Origin of the sequence: Streptosporangium oxazolinicum, from assembly GCF_039537505.1 — a bacterium.
Lineage (GTDB): Bacteria > Actinomycetota > Actinomycetes > Streptosporangiales > Streptosporangiaceae > Streptosporangium > Streptosporangium oxazolinicum.
The window spans coordinates 902,512-925,886 of record NZ_BAABAQ010000001.1 but is presented as its reverse complement, the minus strand read 5'-3'; the positions used below and the strand labels follow the sequence as shown (position 1 = coordinate 925,886).

The 23,375-nt window shown below is 64.5% G+C and carries 26 protein-coding genes, 1 tRNA gene and 1 pseudogene; 10 read left to right on the top strand and 18 right to left on the bottom strand.

Features of this window, described 5'->3' with window-relative positions; genetic code table 11:
* Positions 1–66: 66 nt before the first annotated feature.
* Positions 67–155 (top strand) — tRNA-Ser (locus ABD817_RS04345).
* A 201-nt stretch (positions 156–356) separates the two neighbouring features.
* Here ABD817_RS04345 and ABD817_RS04340 read toward each other — a convergent pair.
* Positions 357–587: pseudogene (locus ABD817_RS04340) on the bottom strand (tyrosine-type recombinase/integrase); the annotation flags it as partial.
* 96 nt (positions 588–683) lie between these two features.
* On the opposite strand from ABD817_RS04340, the gene ABD817_RS04335 reads away from it, so the two are divergent.
* A complete protein-coding gene (locus ABD817_RS04335; RefSeq protein ID WP_344915162.1) occupies positions 684–932 on the top strand; it encodes a hypothetical protein in 249 nt (82 codons plus the stop codon).
* A 21-nt stretch (positions 933–953) separates the two neighbouring features.
* Here ABD817_RS04335 and ABD817_RS04330 read toward each other — a convergent pair whose 3' ends face one another.
* The 9 genes from ABD817_RS04330 to ABD817_RS04290 form a co-directional block, all read right to left on the bottom strand.
* A complete protein-coding gene (locus ABD817_RS04330; RefSeq protein ID WP_344915160.1) occupies positions 954–1,271 on the bottom strand; it encodes a hypothetical protein in 318 nt (105 codons plus the stop codon).
* Positions 1,272–1,837: 566 nt separating this feature from the next.
* Positions 1,838–2,764 carry a hypothetical protein gene (locus ABD817_RS04325; RefSeq protein ID WP_344915158.1) on the bottom strand — a complete coding sequence of 309 codons (927 nt, stop codon included), beginning with the start codon at positions 2,762–2,764 and terminating at the stop codon, positions 1,838–1,840.
* A 35-nt stretch (positions 2,765–2,799) separates the two neighbouring features.
* Positions 2,800–3,951, bottom strand: coding sequence for an AAA family ATPase (locus tag ABD817_RS04320; RefSeq protein ID WP_344915156.1), 1,152 nt, complete (start codon positions 3,949–3,951; stop codon positions 2,800–2,802).
* Positions 3,948–5,102: a GmrSD restriction endonuclease domain-containing protein gene (locus tag ABD817_RS04315; RefSeq protein WP_344915154.1), complete on the bottom strand. Its 1,155-nt coding sequence runs from the start codon at positions 5,100–5,102 to the stop codon at positions 3,948–3,950. Before ABD817_RS04315 ends, ABD817_RS04320 begins: the two co-directional genes overlap by 4 nt.
* Positions 5,103–5,833: 731 nt before the next feature.
* Positions 5,834–6,799, bottom strand: a complete 966-nt coding sequence (locus tag ABD817_RS04310) for a phosphotransferase family protein (RefSeq protein WP_344915152.1) — start codon at positions 6,797–6,799, stop codon at positions 5,834–5,836.
* Positions 6,800–6,962: 163 nt separating this feature from the next.
* The gene (locus ABD817_RS04305) at positions 6,963–7,841 is read right to left on the bottom strand and encodes a hypothetical protein (RefSeq protein ID WP_344915150.1); all 879 of its coding nucleotides are present in this window, start codon (positions 7,839–7,841) and stop codon (positions 6,963–6,965) included.
* Positions 7,842–7,870: 29 nt separating this feature from the next.
* Entirely contained in the window at positions 7,871–8,695 is an 825-nt protein-coding gene (locus ABD817_RS04300) for an aspartyl/asparaginyl beta-hydroxylase domain-containing protein (RefSeq protein WP_344915148.1), read from the bottom strand.
* A 220-nt stretch (positions 8,696–8,915) separates the two neighbouring features.
* Positions 8,916–9,248 carry a hypothetical protein gene (locus tag ABD817_RS04295; RefSeq protein WP_344915146.1) on the bottom strand — a complete coding sequence of 111 codons (333 nt, stop codon included), beginning with the start codon at positions 9,246–9,248 and terminating at the stop codon, positions 8,916–8,918.
* Positions 9,249–9,335: 87 nt separating this feature from the next.
* Complete coding sequence (locus tag ABD817_RS04290; protein ID WP_344915144.1) at positions 9,336–9,758, bottom strand: hypothetical protein; 423 nt, start codon at positions 9,756–9,758, stop codon at positions 9,336–9,338.
* Between the two features lie 912 nt (positions 9,759–10,670).
* On the opposite strand from ABD817_RS04290, the gene ABD817_RS04285 reads away from it, so the two are divergent.
* Positions 10,671–12,173 (top strand): NsdA family TPR-like regulatory protein, encoded by a 1,503-nt coding sequence (locus tag ABD817_RS04285; RefSeq protein WP_344915142.1) that lies wholly within the window; start codon positions 10,671–10,673, stop codon positions 12,171–12,173.
* 5 nt (positions 12,174–12,178) lie between these two features.
* A complete protein-coding gene (locus tag ABD817_RS04280; protein WP_344915140.1) occupies positions 12,179–12,814 on the top strand; it encodes a 2'-5' RNA ligase family protein in 636 nt (211 codons plus the stop codon).
* Between the two features lie 156 nt (positions 12,815–12,970).
* Here the strand turns inward: ABD817_RS04280 and ABD817_RS04275 are convergent, their stop codons facing one another.
* From ABD817_RS04275 to ABD817_RS04260, 4 genes are all read right to left on the bottom strand, one after another.
* Complete coding sequence (locus ABD817_RS04275) at positions 12,971–13,528, bottom strand: hypothetical protein (RefSeq protein WP_344915138.1); 558 nt, start codon at positions 13,526–13,528, stop codon at positions 12,971–12,973.
* A gap of 105 nt (positions 13,529–13,633) precedes the next feature.
* Positions 13,634–14,476, bottom strand: coding sequence for a helix-turn-helix domain-containing protein (locus tag ABD817_RS04270; RefSeq protein WP_344915136.1), 843 nt, complete (start codon positions 14,474–14,476; stop codon positions 13,634–13,636).
* Positions 14,451–14,993, bottom strand: a complete 543-nt coding sequence (locus tag ABD817_RS04265) for a DUF6879 family protein (protein ID WP_344915134.1) — start codon at positions 14,991–14,993, stop codon at positions 14,451–14,453. Before ABD817_RS04265 ends, ABD817_RS04270 begins: the two co-directional genes overlap by 26 nt.
* Positions 14,990–15,190 (bottom strand): hypothetical protein, encoded by a 201-nt coding sequence (locus ABD817_RS04260; RefSeq protein ID WP_344915132.1) that lies wholly within the window; start codon positions 15,188–15,190, stop codon positions 14,990–14,992. The genes ABD817_RS04265 and ABD817_RS04260 overlap by 4 nt, the downstream gene beginning before the upstream one ends.
* Positions 15,191–15,248: 58 nt before the next feature.
* Between ABD817_RS04260 and ABD817_RS04255 the strand changes: the two genes are divergently transcribed.
* The 5 genes from ABD817_RS04255 (at position 15,249) to ABD817_RS04235 (ending at position 19,506) form a co-directional block, all read left to right on the top strand.
* Positions 15,249–15,539, top strand: a complete 291-nt coding sequence (locus tag ABD817_RS04255) for a hypothetical protein (protein ID WP_344915130.1) — start codon at positions 15,249–15,251, stop codon at positions 15,537–15,539.
* Between the two features lie 237 nt (positions 15,540–15,776).
* Positions 15,777–16,739: an ankyrin repeat domain-containing protein gene (locus ABD817_RS04250; protein ID WP_344915128.1), complete on the top strand. Its 963-nt coding sequence runs from the start codon at positions 15,777–15,779 to the stop codon at positions 16,737–16,739.
* A 271-nt stretch (positions 16,740–17,010) separates the two neighbouring features.
* Complete coding sequence (gene lgt, locus ABD817_RS04245) at positions 17,011–17,922, top strand: prolipoprotein diacylglyceryl transferase (RefSeq protein WP_344915126.1); 912 nt, start codon at positions 17,011–17,013, stop codon at positions 17,920–17,922.
* Positions 17,923–17,989: 67 nt separating this feature from the next.
* Positions 17,990–18,967, top strand: a complete 978-nt coding sequence (locus tag ABD817_RS04240) for an FkbM family methyltransferase (RefSeq protein ID WP_344915124.1) — start codon at positions 17,990–17,992, stop codon at positions 18,965–18,967.
* Positions 18,968–19,236: 269 nt separating this feature from the next.
* On the top strand, positions 19,237–19,506 hold the full coding sequence (locus tag ABD817_RS04235; protein ID WP_344915123.1) for a hypothetical protein: 270 nt from the start codon (positions 19,237–19,239) through the stop codon (positions 19,504–19,506).
* A gap of 137 nt (positions 19,507–19,643) precedes the next feature.
* Here the strand turns inward: ABD817_RS04235 and ABD817_RS04230 are convergent, their stop codons facing one another.
* The 3 genes from ABD817_RS04230 to ABD817_RS04220 form a co-directional block, all read right to left on the bottom strand.
* Positions 19,644–20,261 (bottom strand): hypothetical protein, encoded by a 618-nt coding sequence (locus tag ABD817_RS04230; protein WP_344915121.1) that lies wholly within the window; start codon positions 20,259–20,261, stop codon positions 19,644–19,646.
* A 2-nt stretch (positions 20,262–20,263) separates the two neighbouring features.
* A complete protein-coding gene (locus ABD817_RS04225) occupies positions 20,264–20,836 on the bottom strand; it encodes an RNA polymerase sigma factor (protein WP_344915119.1) in 573 nt (190 codons plus the stop codon).
* A 673-nt stretch (positions 20,837–21,509) separates the two neighbouring features.
* Positions 21,510–21,758: a cell division protein SepF gene (locus ABD817_RS04220; protein WP_344915117.1), complete on the bottom strand. Its 249-nt coding sequence runs from the start codon at positions 21,756–21,758 to the stop codon at positions 21,510–21,512.
* 81 nt (positions 21,759–21,839) lie between these two features.
* On the opposite strand from ABD817_RS04220, the gene ABD817_RS04215 reads away from it, so the two are divergent.
* The gene (locus ABD817_RS04215) at positions 21,840–22,421 is read left to right on the top strand and encodes a flavoprotein (protein ID WP_344915115.1); all 582 of its coding nucleotides are present in this window, start codon (positions 21,840–21,842) and stop codon (positions 22,419–22,421) included.
* A gap of 22 nt (positions 22,422–22,443) precedes the next feature.
* Here the strand turns inward: ABD817_RS04215 and ABD817_RS04210 are convergent, their stop codons facing one another.
* Positions 22,444–23,373, bottom strand: a complete 930-nt coding sequence (locus ABD817_RS04210; protein ID WP_344915113.1) for a protein phosphatase 2C domain-containing protein — start codon at positions 23,371–23,373, stop codon at positions 22,444–22,446.
* Positions 23,374–23,375 lie beyond the last annotated feature (2 nt).

Below are 23,375 nucleotides of genomic sequence, written 5' to 3'. Positions count from 1 at the left end.
TCCAGGCACGCCCGGTCCAATGAGAGACTAGGGTGCAATCTGACACGTTCTCCGGACGTGTCACCAGGAGAGCTCGCCTAGTGGACGATGGCGGCGGTCTTGAAAACCGCTAGGCCGGGTGACCGGTCTCGTGGGTTCGAATCCCACGCTCTCCGCTGAGCATCGCAAACGGCGTCTGACCAGGGACTTCCCTCGGCTCGGGCGCCGTTGATCGTTTCCGGGGTGTGCGGTCGTGAGCGGCTCTCGGCCGGTGTTCGCGGAATACGCGCGGAATGACGCCGGTCGCATCGTCGCAGGTCGCGTCGGGAAGCCGAAGAGGTCCCGATGCCTTCGGAGCCTCTTCGAGGTGTGATTGATCATGCGGCCAATGCGTCGTCGATCCTGCGATTGGCGATCTCCGCGCCCCCATCGATGCACTTGGCGTAGACCTTGAGAAGTACGTCCACCCCGTGTCCCGCCCGCTCTGCCACGTCGGGGGCCGCCACCCCGGCATTGAGCCACAGGGACACCGCCGCATGCCGCAGGTCGTACGGCCGGGCAGCCAGGGGTGAGACCTGCTGTTCGGGAGTCAACGCCAAGCGTCGAGCGTTTTAAGTCGGAACTCTTTCCGGAACAAGGTCGTTTTCCGCCCTGGTGACCGCTGTGTGTCAGCTCTAAAGGATGGATCGCTTGTGCCGAAAGCTATGAACAACAGCGAGGTTCAGCAGATCGTCGAAGACGCCCGGCTTGCGCGTGCGGAAGGCCGCATGATCTTCACGGCTATTGCGATGATCGATTTCCGCAAGGAGGCTTACACGGCGTGGGACATCTCTGAGTTGATCGAAGGCGTAGAGCGTCAGGGGTGGTTGCTGGCTCACACGTCCGAGATGTACGTCGGGATCGCGACCGGCCACTTGCGTATGACTTCTGTCTTCCGTCGGCACGACTGGTAGGGAAGCGTGCTGCTTCCGGCGTCAGGTGATCCTGCCGTAGATGGCCGTGGCGTCATCGAAGATTTTCCCTCGCGTCCAGCGGGAGCCGTTCGGATCGGAGCGTTCGGCCTCGCGGACCTGGCGAATCAGCTCGGCCGGGCCGTCGTGATCGAGGAGGTCGAGGAGTTGCCGCCAGGTGACCAGGCCGAATCGGTCGACGAGCCGGGATGCTCCGTCACTTAAGACTGCGGCAGCCCGTACCCGGTCGACCGGTATTGTTCCGGTCAGCGCCTGTTCTGCGGCGAGGGGGTCGACTGCGGCGACCCAGAATCCCCCGTCGACGTTGCGGTGTGCGCGCATGGCCGGCTCAGGGCTTGGAGGTGTTCCGGGCTTCCCCTGATAACGGCGTTCATCGGTTCCCGGTAGCGGTTACCGGTCAGGGTTTCCCGCTCGTCGCAGATGACCACGGGTTCGGCGTCGAGGACGTCGAAGACGAGCACGGAGTCGGCCAGCACAAGCCAGTCCAGAACGTTGGCCGTACGGCGGAGCATGACCACGGTGGCCGAGGGCGAGCCGGGATGAGAGAGGTCACAGCAGAAGTCATGCATTGAGGCTGTCGCTTCGATCCCAGCGGCGAGGATCGCGGTCAAAGAATCGGCGCTTTGGGTCACCCCGGCCAGGAGGGTCGAGCCCAGGGTGTGGGAATACCAGGCGACTCCGTGGGAGCATCCCGTCTCCGGATCAGCCGGGGCGCCAGCTCCGTCCAGGAGGACAATCGCATCAGGGGTGGCGCCGACGAAGCCCTTGTTGGGCCGGTCCGCGTACGCCGGTTCGGTGGCGAGGCTGAGTCGCACGTCAGCCTCGGCCCACCGAGCATCAGCGCAATCAAGAGGCGAATATTCGATGTCTGCTGCGGAACTATCAAGTTAGATGCCTGTTTTGCGGCCGATGTAGCCGATAGTTGCCGTTCGGTTTGATGGAACTAACAGGAAGTGAATACGCCCTGCAAGTGGAGTAAAGCGTCCATGAAGACTGAAGGTTTTTACTGTTCCGTCCAGGTCCTCGAAGTCGACGTACCCCTTGTTGATGCGCGTTTGGCTTTCCGGTGTGATATAGGAGTGCCAAGCTGGACTGGGGCTAACATCTGGTTTCCATAAACTGATTGCTTCGTTTATGCGTCGCAATTCCATAGCGACAGGCTGAGCCCACCAGGGGGGAAGATCTCGTAGGTCTCTTTCCACACGAGGTAGGAAACGCAGGGCTGGGTAAAAGTCATCACGGGCCTCCCAGATCTCTTGGCCGCTAGCTAGACCTGTTAAACCAACCTGCTTTATCCACTCCTCGTGATGACCTGCGTGAGCGCATCGAGCGGCGTGTATGAGTTCCACGACCTCTTCACGCAAACTCAGTTCTCCGCTCTCCGATTCGACTAGCAGAGTACGTCCCGCCTGGATGGAAATACGATCCCAAATAGGGGAAAGTTTAAAGCTGACTAAAAGTCCGTTCAAGAGGTGAGCTGCGGCGAGTCCTAGCCCTTGCTGTCCATCGTGGAAATACTCTGATTCGTTCGCTATCTCAGTAGAGAGGATTGAGCTAAAAGGGGCGCGGTCTCGGAAACGCTGAAGTCGACGCCAAGCGTCCTTGTTGGCGTTTTTATTTCCCCACTGTGTTATATAGTATCCGGGAATGATCTCTATTTTCTTGAATGGCACTTCGGAGACTAGGGTAGTGCCACTTCGCCACTCGTTGATCTTTCTAAGCATATTGACGAACTCGCTGATAGCTTCGTCCGCCTCTTGCTGGGTGGCGTTGTAGCCACAAGACAGCTCATTGAAAAACAAAAGAACTGCCATTTGCGCTCCGTTCTTGCGGGGGGCGGGAGTCTGTTTCAATCTAGTAGTTCGTCTAGCGACCGGTCCCATTCGTCGAAAAATCCGCTGGGCCAACTCGATAGCATGCCATCTTGGCCGACGGCGGGCATGATGTCCTCTACTCCCTGGGGCCCTCGCTGAAAATAGTGGAGGGCGACATCATGGGGGGCCAGCAGTGCTTCTTTAACCGAAAGACGAACACCGTTAAGAATGTGGTCGCTGTGTGTCTCAACAATGACTTGAGCCCCAGCCGCAGCAGCAGCACAAGTGAGTCGCGCCAAGGCGGTTTGCCCCCTGGGGTGGACGTGTGCTTCAGGGTTCTCTAGGAGAATCATTGAACCGGGAAGGGCAGAGAGACAGGCAACAACGGTGGGTAGGACATAAGTCAACCCAAATCCAACATTTGTGGGCCGATAGTACCGACTAGAGGGCTCATTGGCTCGGCTGAATTGAAAACCGAGCCTGATTAGGTCAGTTCCCTCAATTGTTGAAGTCTGCAATCGCACACCAGGACAGATCACTTGCATCCAAGCGATGACTTGATCTAGTAGACGTGATGATGTAGCCGCATGATGGTGTAGTACAGAATTTGAAACTGGTTCGTCTTGCATTGCCCTCAAAAAGTCGATCGTGTACTCTCCGTGAATCCCAAGAAAGCCTTTACGAACCGCCATCTCGTGAGATCTTGGAAAGGTTACTGCTGGCGTAATTCGATCAGCGGTAAGATATTGAAATCCCGGATTGAATATGGTGAAAAGTTTTTCCGTATCAAGATTTTCTATTTCTGTAGAATTTGTGTCTACGATGGGCAATAGATCGTTTTCGCGACCATATCCCACCCACCAATTTTGAGACACATCTCCAGCATGTAGCTCAAATCCTATTTTTGGCTCTGATCCGGCAGCTCCAGCAAAGTACTCATTGAGAACATCTTGCCCCCTGCCGAGGGTAATCAGATCGCCGTTTAGCGGAATGCCCGAAAGGCCCTTCTCGTGATCTTCGGGATGGTGAAGGAGTCCCTCATCCTTGGCTTGTCGTAGAAGCGCCAATGCCTGTAGGGCCGTGCTCTTTCCCGAAGAATTGAGGCCGGATAGTAGAGTGTATTTGCCTAGACTAATCTCCGCAGACGTAAATACTTTGAAGTTTGTGATGCTTAGCTTATTAATCATTTGGATAGCCCCTTAAATAGTTGTGCGATGCTGTTAAATCTCAGTGTAACTTTACTTTTATCGCCGGTTCCTAGAGAGATCGCCTGTTGGAATTTTGTGTCATTCATTAGATCCATCAGGTTTTCTTGAACCTGGTGGCGCTTGTCTGCGAGTTGAGTGAATTGATTATTAGTTAGGGTCGCCAAATTGACTGACACAGCTTCAAAAAGCGCCTTGTTGACAGGTAGTCTGCGGCTCTGGTTTCGGAAGCGCTTGCGAAAAGCGTGCTCCTCAAAGATCGCTGCTGCGCGCAGCATAGATTTTGAGAATTCCTCGCTCAGCTTGGCGGTCAACTTATCGTCCAGTTGGTTCACTCGGTGAGTGGCATCGCGCAGGAAGGAGTCAAGATCTCCTCTTGGGTAATCGTCGGGTGGAGTAAGTCGGAAAGCCAGGAAGCGCAACACCATTTCTCTATCTGCCATTCTGAATGGTGAGACACTTCTTTGTGTAGCGTGAAGGAACTCATCTGATCGGGCGAGTTCAGCGAGGATTTGGCGTGAACGTCCAGGGATCAATGCATGGCGCAATTCTTGCAAGCTTAGTGGGGTTCCGCCGGTATTGATTCGAGCAAAGATGTTAAACATCACCTGCTCAGGCGTCCCGCTTCGGACAAGGTGGATGACCAGTTCGGTCTCATTGATGCGCGTCTGTAAGCGCAGTGGAAGCTCGTCGAATGCTTTCCCCTCATAATTCCGAAGATATTCCAGGCCTGTAAGTATGAGTGGTGTTGTGTCTGAACCAAGTGCTTGTGGCGTTACGAACCGTGCGATTGTAGTAAGTCGTTGGATTCCATCTACCACTACCCAACTCTCTTCGCCGCTCTCAGCGGCGTAGAGAGTCGGGAGGGGAATCCTGAGTAGGAGAGACTCGATTAGCCTGCTCTGATTTCCTTCGTTCCAGATGCCTGCGCGGCGCTGAAAGTTCGGCTCAAGGTCTAGAACTTTGCGTCGCAGTCGCGCCATCAATAGGTCGACGGTCATGGTCCGGGTCTGGACATCGATCTTCTCTGGGTCAAAGGGCGCAGTGATCTCGCCGTCCGGCTGCTCTAGTTCTACGCCGAAGTCTTCACCCATCAAGTCAGGTTCGATCGTGAAATCAAGCTCTTGGCTCATCTGCACCCTTCCACTGCATGCTGCAGAGCTCTAGCTTATCGATGTGCTCTGCTCAATCAGTGGTGTTGTGAGAGCTGGTTGTGTCCTATCTCCTCCGTAGCGTGGCAATCTGCCCTAAGAGGAAGATCGGGACATGGGAGAGATCAAGCGCAGCCCAGAGCATGGATGGACCGCCTAGTCCACAAGCAGGCGTACGGGGGCTGAGTACGTCCGGGTAGGCGGAGGTGGGGTGGCCGTGCGATAGGTCTGTGGTCGTCCGTACGTTGGGCAGTGCGACTGTCGCCTACGGTCTCTGTAGGAGCGCAGGGCGGGCCGGAATCGGCTGATGGTCGTTGTGGGATATGCGCGGGATGATCTTCCAGTTCCCGTGCTGGAGCGTATGTATCACAGCAGCTCAGAGCCGTTGTCAATGCGGGGAACGCAGCCCTCTTGAAAACCGCTAGGCCGGGTGACCGGTCTCATGGGTTGGAATCCCACGCTCTCCGCCAAGCACCGCGAACGGCGTCTGACCAGGGACTTCCCTCGGACCAGGCGTCATTGATCGTTTCTGGGGTGTGCGGTCGTGAGCGGCTCTCGGCCGGTGTTCGCGGAATACGCGCGGAATGATGCTAGTCGCATCGTCGCAGGTCGCGTCGGGAAGCCGAAGAGGTCCCGGTACCTCCGGAGCCTCTTCGGCGCATGATCGTTTCTTCGCGTTGTACGGATGCGTCAATGAGTGTCGCCGCAGGTTGCTACCAGTTGGTGCGGTACATCGTCCACGCGATGGCGGCTGCGGCGGCCCTGCGTTGGTAGCCGCGTAGGTGGGGGACGCCTGGCGGGGCGGGTTGTCGGCTCATTCGGGTCCAGTATCCGGCGAACGCGGCCGCGTAGCTGGTGATCACCTCTGGGGTGGCGAGGTCCCACGAGGGGTGCCCGGTCAGGGCCTTCTCCGCCGCCTCGGCGGAGTGACCGGCCATGATCAGGTGCGGGACGAGATCGGTGATGTCCTGCCAGGAGGCACCCCGGCAGGGTTGAGCCCAGTCCACGACGATCGCGGTGGCGTCGGTCGCGGTGATGAGCAGGTTGTCGGGCCGGATGTCTCCGTGGACCAATGTCGTACCGTCCGCGTCGCGGGTCCAGCGGGTTTCCAGGTCGGCGAGGGCCTGAAGGTGGAGCCGCTCCCAGCCGCCCAAGTCCTCGGGAGGGGAGAGAGCCAGATCGCCCCAGCCGCGCAGCTGGTGGATCCGGCCGGTGGAGGCGAGTGGGAGGTCGGGAATCGGGCTCGGGGTCAGCAGCGCGGCCATGCCGGAGAGCGCTGATGTGACGATGGACACGTCCGGCGAACCGGGGGTCAGGTCGGGGTGGCGGCCGTCGACGTCGTCGAAGATCAGAATGACCCATCCGGCCGCCGTACCGTGCCACCGTAGTCGTGGGCTCGGCGCACCGATGGGAAGCCGTCCGGCGGTCTCCGCTTCGGTCCGGTACTTGGCGGCCAGGACGTGGTCGTCAGGAATCGCTTTGATGAACACCCGATCGTCGGCGAGGCCGAGACGCGCCGCGACTCCCGGTGTGAAACCGCCGCTCTGAACATCCACCCCGACGATGGCCGAACCGACGAGGGTGGTGACGAAGTCGCGCAGCTCGCCGGGAAGGTCGTCCCAGGAGGGGCGTACCGCGGTGAAGCCGAGCGGCGGATCGTCGAACCGATCGAATGACATGGAAGGCCCCGCACGTGTTGGGATGGATCGTCGGTGAACGTGAATGTGAACGCGATCTCGCCGAGCAGGACGGGACGCTGCCTCGTCTATCCCCGCCCGGCGCCGGTAGCTCGCCGTCCCGCGACGTGTAGGAGCACGGGTTCACCGTACCGGCTGGTGGCGCTCAGCCGAGGTCGAGATGGTGGAGGTAGGCGTCGATGGACAACCGCAGCGTGTTCACGGCGTCCGGGGCCGCGCGTTCGGCCAGTGTCAGGATTCGGTCGATGGAGTTCTTCAAGGACGCGACGGTGGGCGTGGGCGGGGAAGTGATCAGTGCTTCCAGCTCTCGGAGGCAGGAGCGGCCGATGGGAGTGACACCGATGTCGGTGTCGAGGTGGTACCAGCCGTAGAACGCCGTCTTCGGGGACAGCGCGGTCCGGATCAGAGAGCGTGCCGTGGTGTGGAGCATGTGCGTCTCGGCGTAGGCCATGAACTTCTGCCCTCGGGCGATCCGTTTGCGGATCATCCACCCCAGCACCAGTGCTTCGACGACGAGTTGCTCGCACGTGGGCGGCATGGCCAGGTAGTCGGTGACGAGTTGAGCCACGGCCGGATCAGGGGTCTCGTCGTTGGAGTGAGGGGCGGTGTAAATGATGTGGCCGCGAGTGAAGGCGGTGATCTCGTCGATCTTGTCGGAGGGCGCCAGATACAGGTCGAGCTGGTAGAGCTTGCCGCTGTCCTCGACGAGGTGAACGTAGCCGAGGCCGCCCATGCGGGGCACGATCCTGTCGGGCCAGCCGGGCATGAGCGCACCGAGCTCGGCGACGGCAAGAGCGTCGAGTACGGTGACGAACTCGGCGAAGGCTGACGGTGCGATTCCGACGACGAGATCGACATCGGAGAGCCGGTCGGAGGTGCCATGAGCGAAGGATCCGCGAATGAGCAGGTGAGTGACGGCAGGGCTGGCGACGAGGCGGTTGATCGTGTTTTCCATGATGGTGAACTGGCTGGGCCGGTTCACCGCGGCGATCCGGTCGATGGCCTCATGGCAGATGTCGGGCATGGGATGTCCATTCTCAGTCGTCGGTCTTCTCAGGCGAGGTTCGTACCGAGCAGGACGGACTTTCGATTGCGCCACATCTCCGCGGTTCGTGTCGCGCCGCTGTGGTCGTACAGCTCGCTGATCAGGTCGTAGACGCGCCCTTCGGGAAGGGCGTTGGTGAAGAACAGCCGCAACAGGTGTCGCTCGGCTGCTCGGCCGTATCCGAGCCGGACCAGAGATCGCGCCTGCTCGACTTTTCGCCGGAGCAGGTCGTCGTCGAGACGCGGCAGATGGCGCACGTGGTCGTGCGGGAGCTGTTGTCCTGCGGTTAGCTCAGCCAGCTCGGGACTGGCGTAGCAGTCCAGGATCAGGTGGAAGCGGGTCGGCCCGTACAGGTTGCAGGCGCCGTGAGCGAAGGTCGGAGTGAGCCGCCAGATGTTGCCCGCGGCCAGGTGGACCGCTGAGCCCGCGAGGACCAGATAGGCCGAAGTGCTGGTGATGATGGGGATGTGCAGCCGGTGCCGTTCGACGGACCGCAGTTCTCCGTAGTCGCGGTGCTCCCACAGGAAGGCCCCCGCGTCGAGGCGGGCGATCCGCGCCCACATGTAGCGCAGTCCGAGTTCGTTCAAGAACCGCCGGGTGGCCGGCATCGACGCCAGCAGAGCGGTCTCTACGGGTTCGCAGTCGGTGATGGTCACGTCGGTGGCGACGCCGGTCTCGTTCAGCAGCGACAGCGTCCCCCAGCCGCCCGATTGGTATTCGCCATACTGGGCGATCCACCCCTCCGGGACCGTCAGGGTTTCATGGCGGACACGTTCCAGCACGTCGGGATCGACTGTCCCCGCGCGAGCGACCTGCTGTGCCAGTGAGGTCATCACAGGCGTCCTCTCTATGACTGTTTTCGATGGGGGCTGAGGCGAGCGCCTTGGAACCCGTTTGATCTCCTGCCGGCAGGTGGGCAGCGGTGCCCCCGCCCCTCCAGACGGGGGCACCGCCGCGACCGGCGTTCGATGACGCCTTGCCCAGGACGTCATCCGGTCGCGCCCGGTTCCGCGAGCGGCCATAGGGCGCCCTCGCGGGAGTCGATCGCGTCGCTCATCGTGGGCTCTCCGGCTCGGTGTAGTGCTCTCCGAGCTGTTCGGCGATCCGGTGTGCGACCTGCGGTAGATCGTCGGCGGGAGCGTGGTCGGCGGGTTCTCCAAGGTGGACGGTGCCCCAGCAGAAGAACATGCCCTCGCGGTCGGCCCAGACGTTCAGCGTGTCGGCGCCGATTATGAGGCGGGGCATGCCTTCGTCGTAGGCGATGGCGGGGTAGATCCGGTGGGCGTGCAGTTCGGTACGCAGGTGCTGGAGGGCGGCGATGGCACCGGGCCGCCGGACGGCCGCATTCAACCGGTCGCTCGCCGGTGTTCCGTAGGGCGGGATCACGGTTGTTTCCTTCCATCTGATGGGGAACTGGTTTCTGTAGGCCTGGCGACAGGCCGTACTCGCCCGGAGACCCCCACTGTCTCGGTATCAGACCGGGTCGACATGCTCGGCCAGGATCACGTCGGCCAGCAGCGGTAACCCGCCGCGCAGCACGTCGGCGGCGTCCCTGGCCCGCAGGATCGCGTGGTGCGCGGCGAGCTGTTCGGCGGCTGCGGGCAGGGTCAGTGCGGAGCTGAGCAACGGGCTGCCCGCGTCGCTGAGCTCGGGGCCGGTCCACCAGAACCTCTCGCCGTCGGTGTAGGCCAGTAGCCCGTAGTGGACGGACACGATGGCGTTGCCGGAAGTGAGCTCGTGGACATCGGCTCGGATGCCGTAGACGTCGTCCAACACAGCGGCCAGGTCCTCGGCGCGTTGTGCGGCGGGTAGCCGCTCGGCGGTGGACGTCTGGGGAAGAGGACTGCCGCCGTGCCTGCTTGTGGAGTTGTCGCTCTGCTCCGGGGCCGCGTTCATGTCACGGCTTTCGGTCGGTGCGGCTCGTGCCATCGAGGAGGGGGGCCGGTGAGCGGCCCCGGCCGGGAGCGACGGCCGACCCCGGCTGGGGGATCGCATACGGCTGACGCCGGTCACCCACGTCAGGGGTGTGAGGCGAGATGTCATGGTGCGTGTGTTCATATGTGCGGGCCGCGACGCGGGCGCGGCGCCGGGTAAGGGAATCCCGGGTGAGTGTCAGGTGGGCCGCGCGGTCCTCCCGTGTCTCGACCGGCCGGTGCGGGCGAGCGCTGGGCACCGTCGGGCGGCGCGCGTCCATACGCCCGGTGGGCCGGATACGGGCCGACGCCGTCTCACGCTCGGCCTGACGAGGCGTGGGTACGACCGGACCGGGCCGCGCGGCGACCTCGCGAACAGGTTCGAAGGAGGGAACAGGCTCGAAGGAGGGCAGGACCCGGCCGAGACCGAGTCGGCGGCGAGCCTGAAGGCGCCTGGTCATCAGCTCACCGGACGGCTGCGCGTACTCGTGATCACCGATCTGACCGGGGCAGCCGTGCGCATAGGGCGCGTGCCCGCAGACGGCACAGCCCATCGGCATCGGTGGGGTCTCGGCGAAGCAGCCGCAGCCGCTCGCCATGGCCCGGTCAAGGACCGGAGCACTAGGGTTGTTCATCGGGTCAGGACTCACTTCCTGGTCAAGGGTCCGTCTGGACGTGGCAAGCGCCAGACGGACCCGCTATTTGCTCGGCGGGACTTTTAAGTTTCCGGAGAACGCGTCAATGAATAAAGAGCCAGAAGAGTTAGCGCTTGGAGGACGTCTTCACCTGGGCTTGAGTCCCGAAATCTGTTTGTGTAGTTAGCCGACGCGGCTCCAACGTGATGCGTACGCTGTGAAGGTCAGGCGCTTCGTCACTTCCTCGGACGGATTCAGCCATGGAGCAAACCGGGCCCAATCGGCGGCAACGCGCGCATCGTTCTCAGCAGCTTCGAGCCCGTGGTCTGACGTGGGAGCAGATCGCCGCTGTCTGGGAAACTGATCACCCTGAGGTCGGTCCTCGCGTGGCTTTCCGCTGGGCGCACAATCTCAGCCACCAGGAAGTGGCCGACCGTTGGAACGCTCTCGATGCCGGCGAATCGACCATGGTCAAAGCACGCATCTATCAGTACGAGCACTGGCCCGCGAAAGGACGACGTCCCAGCGTGGCTGCGTTGCATGCTCTTGCCCGCGTATACCAGACGCAAGGGCGGCGGTTGCTCACCGATGCCGAATATGCCCTTTACGGCACAGATGACCAGGTCGAGATCGGTCGCGTCGATTACCGGCAGGCTGATCCGAACTTCAGGGGGAATGTTCCGTCCGGTGGATCACCTGCGTTTCCTGGGACTGTTGAAGTCGCATTTCCGGCTCTTTCCCAGCTGAGGGATCAACGTCCTTTCTCCGGTAGTGAGCAATTGGCCCTTTATGCGAGGGAATCCGACCTGATCCTCAGCGAGGCAGAGACCACCAATGTAGGCACCTCGACGACCGAGCGCCTCAATGTGGATCTCCAACGCGTCGCGGCCAGCTACCTGAAGATACCGACGGCTCCGCTGTTGGCAGACGCACGGCGCATCCGTGATGAGGCTCTGCGACTGTTGGAAGGGCACCAACCGCTGCGCCACCGTCGAGACCTCTATCTGACCGTTGGCTGGGCGATGACGTTCTTGGCCTGGGTCAGCACCGACCTGGGGAGGCCCGACGTGGCAGAGAGGCACGCACGAGCCGCGTGGCACTTCGCCGAGGAGTGCGGGCACGACGGTCTGCTCGCCTGGGTTTGTAAGACCCGGCAGGTCGCCGCGTATTGGGATGACCGCAAGCAGGATGCCCTGCTCCACGCTGAGCACGGGCTTCGCTATGCCGTGAGGACCGGCGGGGAGACCGAGGTAATGCTGGCCAGCACCCTCGCCTTGGACTACGCCAGGCTCGGACGCCTCTCCGACGCTCACGCCATGCTGTACCACGCTCAGGAGGTCGAATCAGAGGGAACGGCCTCTCCCGGTGGTCCGCTTAGCTGCGCGCCGGAACGGGCGCTGAGCTACTGGGCGGATGCCTACCTGGTGCTGTCGGATCCCAGCCGAGCAATGGAGATGGCCGGTCGCAGTGTGGAGATCTCCCAGGAAAAGTCCGAGCGGAACCGGAATCTCGGAACCGAGCGAATGACCATGCTCCACCTGGTCCGGGCCCACATTGACACCGGGGCCCTGGACGGAGCGGTCGAGGCGCTCACCCCGGTTCTGGAGACGCCCTTGGAGGCACGCGCGGCGCCCTTGCTTCTTCAACTCGGAGAGATCGCCGACCGGATCCCGGCTGCGTTCCAAAGCGGCGGGCAGGGCAGAGTGATCAGGGAAGCCATCGGCGCGTTCAGCGACGAGAGCAGGATGCGTAGAGAAAGGTGACCCCTTTGGCTGGGGAGGATACCGAGACTCGTGATCACTGGTGGTGGCGTCCTGGCTGGCGGCCTGGCCGCAGCTTCTACACCTGGCACTTCCTTGTGGACGATCAGCCCGAGCTGCACGAGTTCGTGGCACGGATACGTTCTGACCTGGACAAGGTGGCTGCGCTGGATCCCATTCCATCCCAGTGGTTGCACATGACCACCCAGGGTGTCGGCTTCGCCGACGAGGTCAGCCAGGAGGACCTGGCGGCGATCGGCGCTGCGGCGACCGAGCGACTGGCCAACCTCGGCCCGATAGAGGTGAGGCTGGGGTCGGTGCTGGCCGACGCCGAAGGCGTGCATCTGCCGGTGCGACCCGTCGAGGCCGTGGCCGTGGTACGCCAAGCCGTACGTGAAGCCATCGGCGAGGTCTGGGGTGAAGGTCGGGTGCCGGAGTCTGCCGAGGGGTTCCACCCTCACGTCAGTCTCGCTTACGCCAATACCAGCGGGGTGCCGCTGGCCCCCATCCGAGAAGCACTCAGCCGGTACGCGGATGTCGTGCCCCTCACCCTCAGACGCGTCGCCCTGATCGACCTGAACCGGGATGAGGGATACCGCTGGAGGACTGTGCTGACCTCCTCACTTGGACTCCCCGGATCTTGACCGTCGAGGTCGTGGCCACCATCAGCCGCCCCTGAGAGCGACTCTCCCGCGCCCTGACCGGACCCCAGGCATTCGCGCACCGTCGGCTTTCACCGCCTGGAGTACGTTCTTCCGGCCCGAGCCATCTACCAAGGGCTCACACCCACATCAGCGAACTCAGCACCCTGCTCCGAAGGTATGAATAGCACGCGCTCGATGTACTCGCTCCACCTGCGTGGCTAGGGCGGTCGCGAGTGCTTCGGCGGAGAATCGTATGAGCTTGGCCAGCACCCCGGCCACCTTCTGTCGGTCGGTGGGCGCGGTGCGCAGAACGGCGTACCAGACCGGGGTGGACAGGTCGGCCACGCAGGTGATGTCCCAGCCCGGGAACTCCTGCTGCAGCGCCTTCAGCTGCCGCTCGGCCAGTTGTGCGGCCTCGTCGGAGAACTGGGCCTCGCCGAGGAGGAACGCCGCCTCGTTCGACAGGGCGCCGTCTCCCCGCTGCTCCCGCTCGGCCTGTTCCACCTCGGCGAGCTGCTGACATAGATCAGCCGGCCCCGGAGCGTGGAGGGTGCGGGAGCAGACACATTCGGGGATGCGGCACGGCCCGGTCGCGTACCAGGTGTCGGCGGCTCGCCAGATGCGCCACGGCGGGAACGCGCGGCCGAGGTGCAGGGCGAGGGCGTGGGCTTGGTCGTCGGTCAGGAGCAGGGGCGGCTCAGGGAAGGAAGCCATGCTCAGGACGGTAGGGCGGATCGACGTGCACCTTGAAGGACAGTGCGCCAAGATGCGCCTGCGCGGCGATGCCCGTGTGGAGCGAGCATCTTGCCGCACTTTCTGCTACTTGCCGGGCACCAGGTCATCCAGCGCGCGGTCGATCAGCGCCCGTGCCTCCCTGCCGTAAACCGCCGCGTCGGCGAGCCGGGCGAACGAGCCCAGGTAAGCGTTCACCTCGCTCGCCTGGGTGATGGTGAGCTCCGCGGTGAGAGTCTCGACCGAGACGTGCCGGTCATCGAAGATGTGGAATCCGTGGACTGGCTCAACCGGGTAGCGGGCTTCGAAGGGGATGACGCCGAGGCGGATCGTCCGCATCGTCGAGGCGACCGCCAGCCTCTCCAGCTGACCGGCCAGAATCTCGACCGGACACAGGCGAAGCTTCAACACGGACTCGGTGATGACGAAGTGGAAGCGTCGACCGGTGGAGTAGATGATCTGCTGGCGGGCCATCCGTGCGGCGACGGCTTCGTCGAGATCGTCTGTCGCGCTGTCGTAGGCGACCGCCTCGGTGAGCCGCTCGCGGGCGTACTCAGGCGTCTGCAGCAGGCCCGGGACGAAGCAGGTCTCGAAGTTACGGATGAAGGTGGCCGCAGCTTCGACTTCGGCGAACGCTCGCTGCTGTCCCGCCATACCCGCCCGGAACATCCTGCGGAACTCGACGTACTGGCCTTCCAGCGACCGCAGAGCTGCGATCAGCTCGCGGGCCTGTTCGGGCACACCGCAGGACGCCGCCCACGCTTCAAGGTCGGCGTCGGACGGCGTCTGCTTCCCGTTCTCGATCTTAGGGATCTTCGTGCGGTGCCAGCCGTGAGCTGCGGCGAGTTCGGCGCCCGTCAGACGGGCGTCTCGCCGCAGCTCACGCAGGCGCAGGCCGAGCGCCTCACGGGCTTTCTGGTAGGTCGACACGCGTCTTGTACTCGATCCACGGAAAGGCGTGGCGGCGGGCCACGTCCCGGTAGTAGCAGTGCTTCACGACCACGGCCGGATCGTCGATGAGGTCAGCACCGAGGAGCACGTCGTCATCGTCGAACGTCAAGATGAGCAGCGTAGTGGAGTCGATCAGCCAGAAGTCATGCTCGGGCAGATCAAGTCCGGCCGCCTGGTGGCGGGGCAGATATCTGATGTCCTCGCCTGCTGCGGTGTTGTACGTCGCCAGGGCGAGCCCGAACCGCGTGTAGTCGCTGTGCGGTTCGGACACCACCCGGACCCGGTCCATCCGCTGACCGCCGGCCAGTCGGGGGCCAAGCTCCTCGACCCAGTCCGACATGTAGGAGTCGTCCAGCTGCCCGCTGCTCAGGAACCGGTGCAAGACCTCGGCCTCGGACGGTTCGTTGTAGCGGTCGCGGACCTCCAGCCGGAATGCCGTGTGCTCGAAGCCGAGAACCAGGTCGGTGAATTCAGGGCGGTCGACGAATCGAGTCACTCGGGCTTCTGCGCGAAGGTGAGGAGGTGGGCGGGGACTTCCACGTAGAACTCGTCGTCCTGGAGACCGACCAGGTCGGCGATCGCTTCCTGGTCGGTGACGCGCTTGCCCTGGACGACGTAGGTGCCACGGTCGGTGGCGTACAGGGCGGGGCAGCCGCTTTTTCCGCTGGAGGTGCCGAGCAGGGTGAGTCTCATGGTTGCGCCTTCCGGTGAGGTTGGTGCGTTCGATTCTGATGCTCAACGGTGCTGAAGCGTGCGTCAAGATGCTCTGCGGCTTGGTCAGCGTGGCACCCTCACGGAGGGGTGGGGTGCAGAACAATGCGGGCGGCTGGACGACAGCCGTAGAACTCTCGGCGCCCAGTTCCTCGACGCCATAGAGCTCCTCATCAAGCAGCTCGGCAAGGACGAAAAGGAGCCGTTGGCAGACGCGATCCACAGCTTCTTCGGGTTCGAAACGAAGATCGATGGCTTGTACGGCGATCGTCGAACGCACCGCCGTTTCACCTTGTGGCTCCGAGAAGAGGTCTCGCGTTTGAACCCTTAGCTGTATGGCATCCTGTCGAGGCCACATGATCCGCTGGAAAGAGCCAAGGAGGCAGCGGCATTCATCGGGGCCGCGGACTTTTCACCGATCTCCGCCCGGCCCTCACCGGCCGATATGACCACGATCGCCGGAAAGCGCCGTTCTCTCGTAGACCGGCTGCGACCGGGCCCGGAATTTGTCGGCCTCGTACGCCATGATCGGCGGTCATATAGCCCGTACATCCCCTCAAGGAGAGCCATGGCCGTCAACGATGGATCCGGGTGGTCCGGCATTGGTTGGGACGACTGGACGAACCTCGGCCTGATCCGTGCCCGGCTCGACGCGGGTGCTGACCCGAACTCAGGGGTGTTCTTCCACGAACGACCGCTTCACGCGGCGGCCGAGTGCGGCTCGCCCGAGGTGGTCGTGGAGCTGGCTCAGCGTGGCGGCGACGTTGACGCGGAGCACGAAGGTCGTACCGCGCTTTGGGCAGCCGTCTTCGCCAACCGCCCCGGCAACGCCCGCGCCCTGGTCGCCGCCGGAGCCGACCCGTGGCGACCGATGATGAACGGCTGGTCCCCCGGACGACTCGGCTTGGCCACTCCCACCCCTGACCTGTTCCCTCTTCCCGATGGCGAGATCGGCCTGTCCGTCGCCGAGACCGCCGCCGTGGCGGAGGCCGGGCGTCTGATCGCCGCGTTGGGGAGCTTCGACGACGACGGCCACAGCCTCGCCTGCGTGGCCGACATCACCGCTGCCGAGGCGGTACGGCGCCTGGAGGCCGTACCGGCCGATGACGCCGACGTTGAAGAGATCATGGAGGATCCCTGGACGGATTTCGACGCCGGCTTGGCCGTCATCGGTGTCACGGACGTGCCCGGCGGATGCGTCGTCGTTCAGCCCTGGGGATACGCCGCGTCCAACCCCGGCATCATAAAGCGCCTGTCGGTGGGCACCGTCTGCTACGGACTGTTCGCCAATCCCAAGAGCGGCAACCAGGGGGCCGTCGCCCGCGACGGCGTCATCGAGGAATGGGACACCCACCCCGGCGGCGGCAGCGTCCACGCCGAAGAATCCGCGGAGGAGATCCTCGCCACCTACCTCTACCACCACCAAGCCGAGGCTTACTGCTACGCCGGAGCGAGCCTGCGGCCGATCGACAACCGATCGATCACCGACGAGGCCGACATGTGGCTGAGTCTGCCCGAACACCTGCGTTAAGGAGAACCGATCTTCCACATGGGGAAGCCGTACGGCTTTCCTCCGGAGGGAGACCGGCCGAATAACGAGAAGGCCCAGATCCATGACCTGGAACCGGGCCTCTCGTCCTAGCGGAGAATCCCTTTTGGTGGCGAGCCCAGCACGGCCGAGGACCGTATCAAGGCCGTCGTTGAATGCCGCACCGGTTGGTCCATGCCACGTCACGTCGCGAAGGTTTGCGATCAGGTCACGAAGGCGGCCAAGTGGCCTCGCGTTGATTAGCTTCACTGGCATGCCCCTTGCCTCGATTCCCAGCCCTTCCCAAGGGGTCTGGTATCTCGGAATCATCCCGATCCGGGCTTACGCGTTATGTTTCGTCGTCGCGATCGTCTTCGGTGTCTGGCTCAGCGAGCGTCGTTGGCGTGCCCGTGGCGGCGAGAAGGGCGTGATCGGCGACATCGCGATCCCCGCGGTGATCTTCGGCCTGATCGGCGCTCGCCTCTACCACGTCATCACCGACTGGCAGAACTACTTCGGCCCGCGCGCGGTCAAGGAGCCCTACCAGGCGCTGTTCATCTGGGAGGGCGGGCTCAGCATCTGGGGCGCGGTCGCCCTGGGAGGCGTGGGCGTGTGGCTGGCCTGCCGCCGCCGGGGGCTGTCTCTGGGCGCCGTGGCCGACACGGTCGCGCCCGGCATCGCGTTCGGGCAGGCGATCGCCCGCTGGGGCAACTGGTTCAACCAGGAGCTGTACGGCAGTCCGACCACGTTGCCGTGGGGCCTGGAGATCGACCAGGCGCACGGCGGCGAGCCGGGCGTGCTCTACCACCCGACGTTCCTGTACGAGTCGCTGTGGTGCGCGGCGCTCGGTTTCGGGCTGATCCTGGTCGGCAGGCGGTTCACGCTGCGCCACGGCCGCCTGTTCGCCCTCTACGTCGCCGGTTACACGTTCGGGCGGTTCTGGATCGAGGGGCTGCGGATCGACCCGGTGGGCGGAGTGGACCACGCGGTGACGCTCCTGGGGCTGCGGATCAACCAGTGGACCTCGATCGTGCTGTTCGTCGGCGCGCTGGTCTATCTCTGGGTGACCCGTGACAAGGACACCGAACAGACCGTGGTGCCGACCTCACAGCACAGGGCCCCGGACGAGGAGAACGACGGGCAGGTTTCCCGATCGAGGGAACCTGACGCGACCGGCATGCCGTAAGACTCTGGCCGCTGACGCTCACCGGATTTCTACTCGTATGAGCCATGATTAAGCCAAGATTCACATCATGGCCATGTCGATGAAGCGATTACGGCGGGATCTCGCCATCGGGGTGATGCGAGCGGCCAGGGCGGCGAACAGGAGCCGGGTGGCCCGCACCCTGCTGCGCGGCCATAGCGTCCGGCGTCTCCCCCTGGTCAACCGGCTCTATCACACGGTGTTCCGGCTGGGCGTCACCACCGGGAGTCGCGATGCCGAGGCGCGTTACCGGGATGTCGTGCTGACCGGCCCGGTGTGGGACGCGACGATCATGCCCTCGATCTCGGCGGGATACTACGAGGAGTTCGAGGTCGGCGTCTTCGAGCGACTGGCCTCGGTCAGTCGTTCGATCCTCGATGTCGGAGCGAACATCGGTGTCTACGCCTGCACCGGCGGGACGCACCTTCCGCGGGACGGCAGGTTGATCGCCTTTGAGCCGGTGCCGGAGAACATCGCCTACCTGCGACGCAACGTGGAGCGTAACGATCTGACCGGCCGGGTGACCGTGGAGCCGGTGGCCGTGGGGGCGTCGCCCGGTGAGCTGACCGTGCACCTGTCGGGCGAGCAATCCGGCAAGCACTCGGCCGCGGCGGCGAACGTCGGGACGCCCACGGGCGCGATCACCATGCCGATGACATCGATCGACGCCTATCTTGCCGACCATCGCCTTGGCCCACCCGACATCATCAAGATCGATGTCGAGGGTTACGAGGGCTTCGTGCTGCGAGGCGCGGCCCAGACCCTGACCGCCCTGCCGACGCTGCTGTTCGAGCTGCACCCCGAGCTCCAGGCGAACTGCGGCTGCGATGCGAGCGAACTGCTCGACCTTGTCTTCGCCCGCTATCCCTGGGTCTTCCTGGTGGACGAGCTGGACAACGTCCTGCGGCCGTGTACGCGAGCCGACCTCGACCGCCCCGGCGCGATCGGTCTCTACCGCTCCAACCTCGTGGCGATCGGCCGCCAAGAGCACCGGGACGCGGTCCGGCAGTGGCACGGCCTCGGCTGAGCACCCGGGCCGCACCTCCGACGGCAGGCTGAGCACCCGGGCCCGCAACCCGGGGCGCAGCCTCCGACGGCACAGATCGAGCACCTGAGAGCCGAGCGGGACGATGCCGTGCCGATCAGGTCTGCTCCTCCCGGCCGGGGAGATCGGCGTCCGCGACCCGCGACGGTTCAGGGAGACCGCGACCACCGGCGCCGTCAGGTCCCGAAGATCGGGTTCCGGGTTCGAAGAGCGTCACCACGGGCTTTCGCGTACAGGCATAAGATCAGCTCGTGCGAGCCGGGTACAGCGAGGCGTTGGCGATGCTCGGGTACGTGCTCGGAATGGCCGTCACGCCGGTGCTCGTCGAGTGGGCGCGCGAGAGCGACCGGGAACTGCTCGGCGAAGTCCTCCTCATGTGCTCCCTGTTGTTCGAGATCGCATTCCTCTTCGGGGTGGTCCGGCTCCTCCTTCGCGGGCTGCGGTGGGGTGGTCGCCTCTTCGCGCGCCGGCGGCGGACGGTGGCGCCGGAAACCGGTGATGAGGGTAGCGGCCTGCTTTGAGGACACGCCGCGTGGTCGTGCTCCTGTGCCACGGGTCAGGACGCGTCCATGACCTCGCTCTTTCGGCGGGATCGGCACCTTCGCCCTCCTCCTCGACCTGGTGGAAGGACGAGGAGGCATCGTGCCGCAGGGTCGTCTCAGTTGGCGTCCTCGACGGGCGTACACGGTTGCACGGGGGTGTCCGCCTGGGCCAGCCACCTGCCAAGTCGCCAGGGCACCTGTGCGTTCGAGTTGTCGCGGAACTCCATGACGAGCGTCTCGCCCGGCTTGATGTGCTCCGGGGAGATCCGGATCGTCCGTATGGAGGTCACTACGGCGGCTTTGGGCGAACGCGCTTCTTTCACGAGTGAACGCAGCTCATCCGGCCCTGCGGTGGGCGGCCCATCGTAGGTCGAATCCACGGCGGCGAACCGAGGGGCCGCACACCGCGTGCCCGCGGCCAGGAACGTCACATCCGCCTTGATACCGGCCGCGCCCAGCTTGGCCCGCAGCCCGTCGGGGTCGCGTAGTTCGTTGACGGTCACCGTGAGCGTGCCGTCCGAGTTCCTGGCCAGCGCGTAGGCGGGGGGGCTGTCCCCGATGACCAGCGCCGTGGCGGCGGTCGCCACCGCGACACCGGCCGCGACCAGCAGCCGGGGGGCGGTGACGAGGCGCGGCCGGGGCCGCATACCGTCGAGTAGCCGCCGCCGCGCTCCGGAGAGTTCCCCCGGGGTGGCGGGAGGGATGGTCTCCCACATCGACTTCAGTGCGTCCATCGTCATTCTCCTCGTTCTTCCTGGTTCAGGGCTTGGCGGATCTGGAGACGGGCTCGGTTGAGCCGCGAGGCGACGGTGCCCGGCGGGATGGCGAGTGCGTCGGCGACCTCCTGGTAGCTCAGTTCGGCCCAGGCGACGAGCAGCAGTACGTCGCGGTCAGCCCGGGTCAGTCCCAGCAGGGCCCGTGCCAGTGGCCGGTTGACGGCCAGGGTGTTGACCCCGTCCTCCACCTGGAGGCCAGGTATCTCCGCTGGGTGTACGCCGCTGCGGATGTACGCGCGATAGAGGTTCGTCTCGGTGCGCCGCCGCTTGCCGATCACGTTGGAGGCGATGCCGTACAGCCACGGGCGGGCGTCGGAGCGGCCCCGGTCATAGTCGCTCCGACGTTGGAAGGCAGCGAGAAAGGTGTCCGCCACGACGTCCTCCGCCTCGTTGGGACCCAGTCTTCTGGTCACATAGCGGTGCAGGAGCGGCGCGTGCCGGTCGAACAGGACGGCGAAGATCTCGGGTTCGTTCAGCGACCGCTCGATGAGGGTCGCGTCATCGACCTCGATGACTTCGCGAGGGATTGTCATACATGTTGGCCTTTCCTGGCGTATGCGGTCATCTGTAGTTACCGCGACGGGCCAAAATCCTTCACCGGACGATCAGGAAGGACCCGGCACGCTCCGAATCCGCCGGCGGTTCCTGCTCTTCGTCGCTCCGCTCACGTTTCTCCGGGCCGAGACAGTCCCGGAGAGCTCTGGTCGTACGGCGTCCTCAAATCCGTCGCCTCTCGCGGTCGGCGTTTCTCAGTTCGCCGGTTCGGCACCGATCCAGCGGATCAGGGCGTGCTCCAGGGCCTCTCTCAGTGGTTCGCCGGTCGCTGCATGAGAAGGGGCCAGGTCGCGCGGATTGTCTCTTCGAGGTGGCCTACGGGACGGCGCTGTGCGCCCTGATTCGCCCTGCCCGTCTTCCTGCCGCGCTTCGCCGGTGTCTTCGGCATGGAAGCATCCGGTCACGCCGTCGGCCACGACCCGCGAGACCGCATCGTGGGCCAGTTGCTCGACGGCATGACCGGTCCCGGGCGGGGTGAGGTGTGTACGGCGACCGCTCGCTCCCGGGTGAGCGGTCGAAGGCGAGGTATCTCCGGGCCGGTTTGACCGGGATCACCGTTCGGAGCGCCGCTACGTCGGCTTCCAACCTCCCAGCGGCGCTTGAACACCGCGCGAGGGATCCGAGGAGATCCGGGGCTCGCCGGTCAGCCCGCTACGGTGCCTCTTCGGTGACCGGCACCCGGTTGCCCGGTCCGCGAGGCATCAGCAGGAACACCTTCGATGACAGGCGATCCATGTCCCCTCCTCTGCCGAACACCAGTCCGGCGGCGAAGTCGACGAACTGTTTCGCCTCGTCGTCCGCCAGCCCATTGAGGTCCATGACCACGGGCACGCCGGTACGGAAGAAGTGCCCGACGTAGATCGCCTCGTTGTAATTCCGGGGACGTAGGGTTTTGACCACCGCATAAGTCTCCACCGTCTGTCACGTTCGTCAAGGTGTCCTCCGAAGCGCGGATGACATCTCATACCTGGGAGTGATCGCGTGACCGAGTCCGGCAGGCTTCTCCACGTCATCGTGTGCGCGGCCGGTGCCGCCCGCGACGTCGGCCGTCTCGTCGCCCTCGCCCAGGAGGAGGGCTGGATCGTCCAGGTCGTCGCCACCCCGTCCGCGCTGGACTTCGTCGATGTCCCCGCCCTGGAACGGCGCACCGGGCGACCCGTCCGCAGCCGGTACCGCAGACCGGACGAGCCCAAGCCCCCGAGGGCCGACGCGATCATTGTCGCCCCCGCCACGTACAACACCGTCAACAAGTTCGCGCAGGGCATCGCCGACACCTACGCCCTCGGCCTCCTCGCCGAAGCCCCCGGACTCGGCATCCCCGTGGTCGTCCTGCCCTTCGTCAACGAAGCCCTCGCCGCGCGGACGCCGTTCCGCCGGAGCGTGGAAAGCCTCCGGGCCGAAGGCGTCCGCGTCCTGCCCAGCCCTTCCGGGTCCGACCCGGCCGATACCGAGGACGGAGGCCGGGGGGACCACCCCTGGGCCCTCGCTCTCAAGGAGCTCCCGAGGAAAGCCCTCAAGGAGCCTTCAGGGGAAGAGGGAACGGGCTCGCCGGACGGGCGGTAAGCGGCTGTCGCGTTGTCGTGGATCAGCCGAGTAGGCAGTAGGCGGCCGTCGCGTCGTCGTGGGTTTTCGTCCGGGGCCAGCGGGAGCCGTCGGAATCGGTGTGCTCGGCCTCGCGAACCCGGCGGATCAGCTCGCCGGGGCCGGACCGTTCGAGGGTGTCGAGGACCTCGCGCCAGGTGGCCAGCCCGAACAGGTCGACGAGCCGGGAGGCTCCGTCGCTGAGCAGGGCGACCGCCCGTACCCGGTCGGCGGGGAGCGTGCCGGTGAGCGACTGCTCGGCGGTGAGCGGGTCGACGGCGGCGATCCAGAAACCGCCCTCGCGGTTGCGGTGGTCCCGCATGGTCTCCACGTACTCCCGGCGCGCGGTGACGTGCTCGGCACTTCCGTGGGCGAGGCCGTCCATGGCCGACCGGTGCGCCCTGCCGACCCGGTCCACCCGGTCGTCACAGACGACCGTCGGCTCCGCCTGACCGGTCATGTCCAGGATGAGGACGGAGTCCGCCAGGACGAGGAAGTCCAGGTTCCCCGCCGTACGGCGAACCATGATCACTGTGGCGGACGGCGATCCGGGATGGGTGAGGTCGCAGACGAAGTCGTGGAGGGAGGCGACGGCCTTTATGCCGTTCGCGAGTATCTCCGTGAGCGTTCCCGTGTCCTGCGTCATGCCCGCGAGGAGGGTCGAGCCCAGCGAGCGTACGTACCAGCCGACGCCGTGCACACACCCGGTCTCCGCCCCCTCCGGGGTGCCCGCGCCGTCGAGGAGGACGAAGGCGTCCGGGGTCGCCCCGAAGAAGTCCTCGTTGTCGTCGCCGTCCGTGCTATCTGTGATATCCGTTCTGTCCGTTCCGTCCGCGCTGTCCACGGGATCTGTGGCTTCTGCGGTGCCCGCGGTTTCCTTAACGTCCGTGTTCTGCCTGCCGGGTGCCGCTTCGGTGGCGAAGGTGATGCGCATCG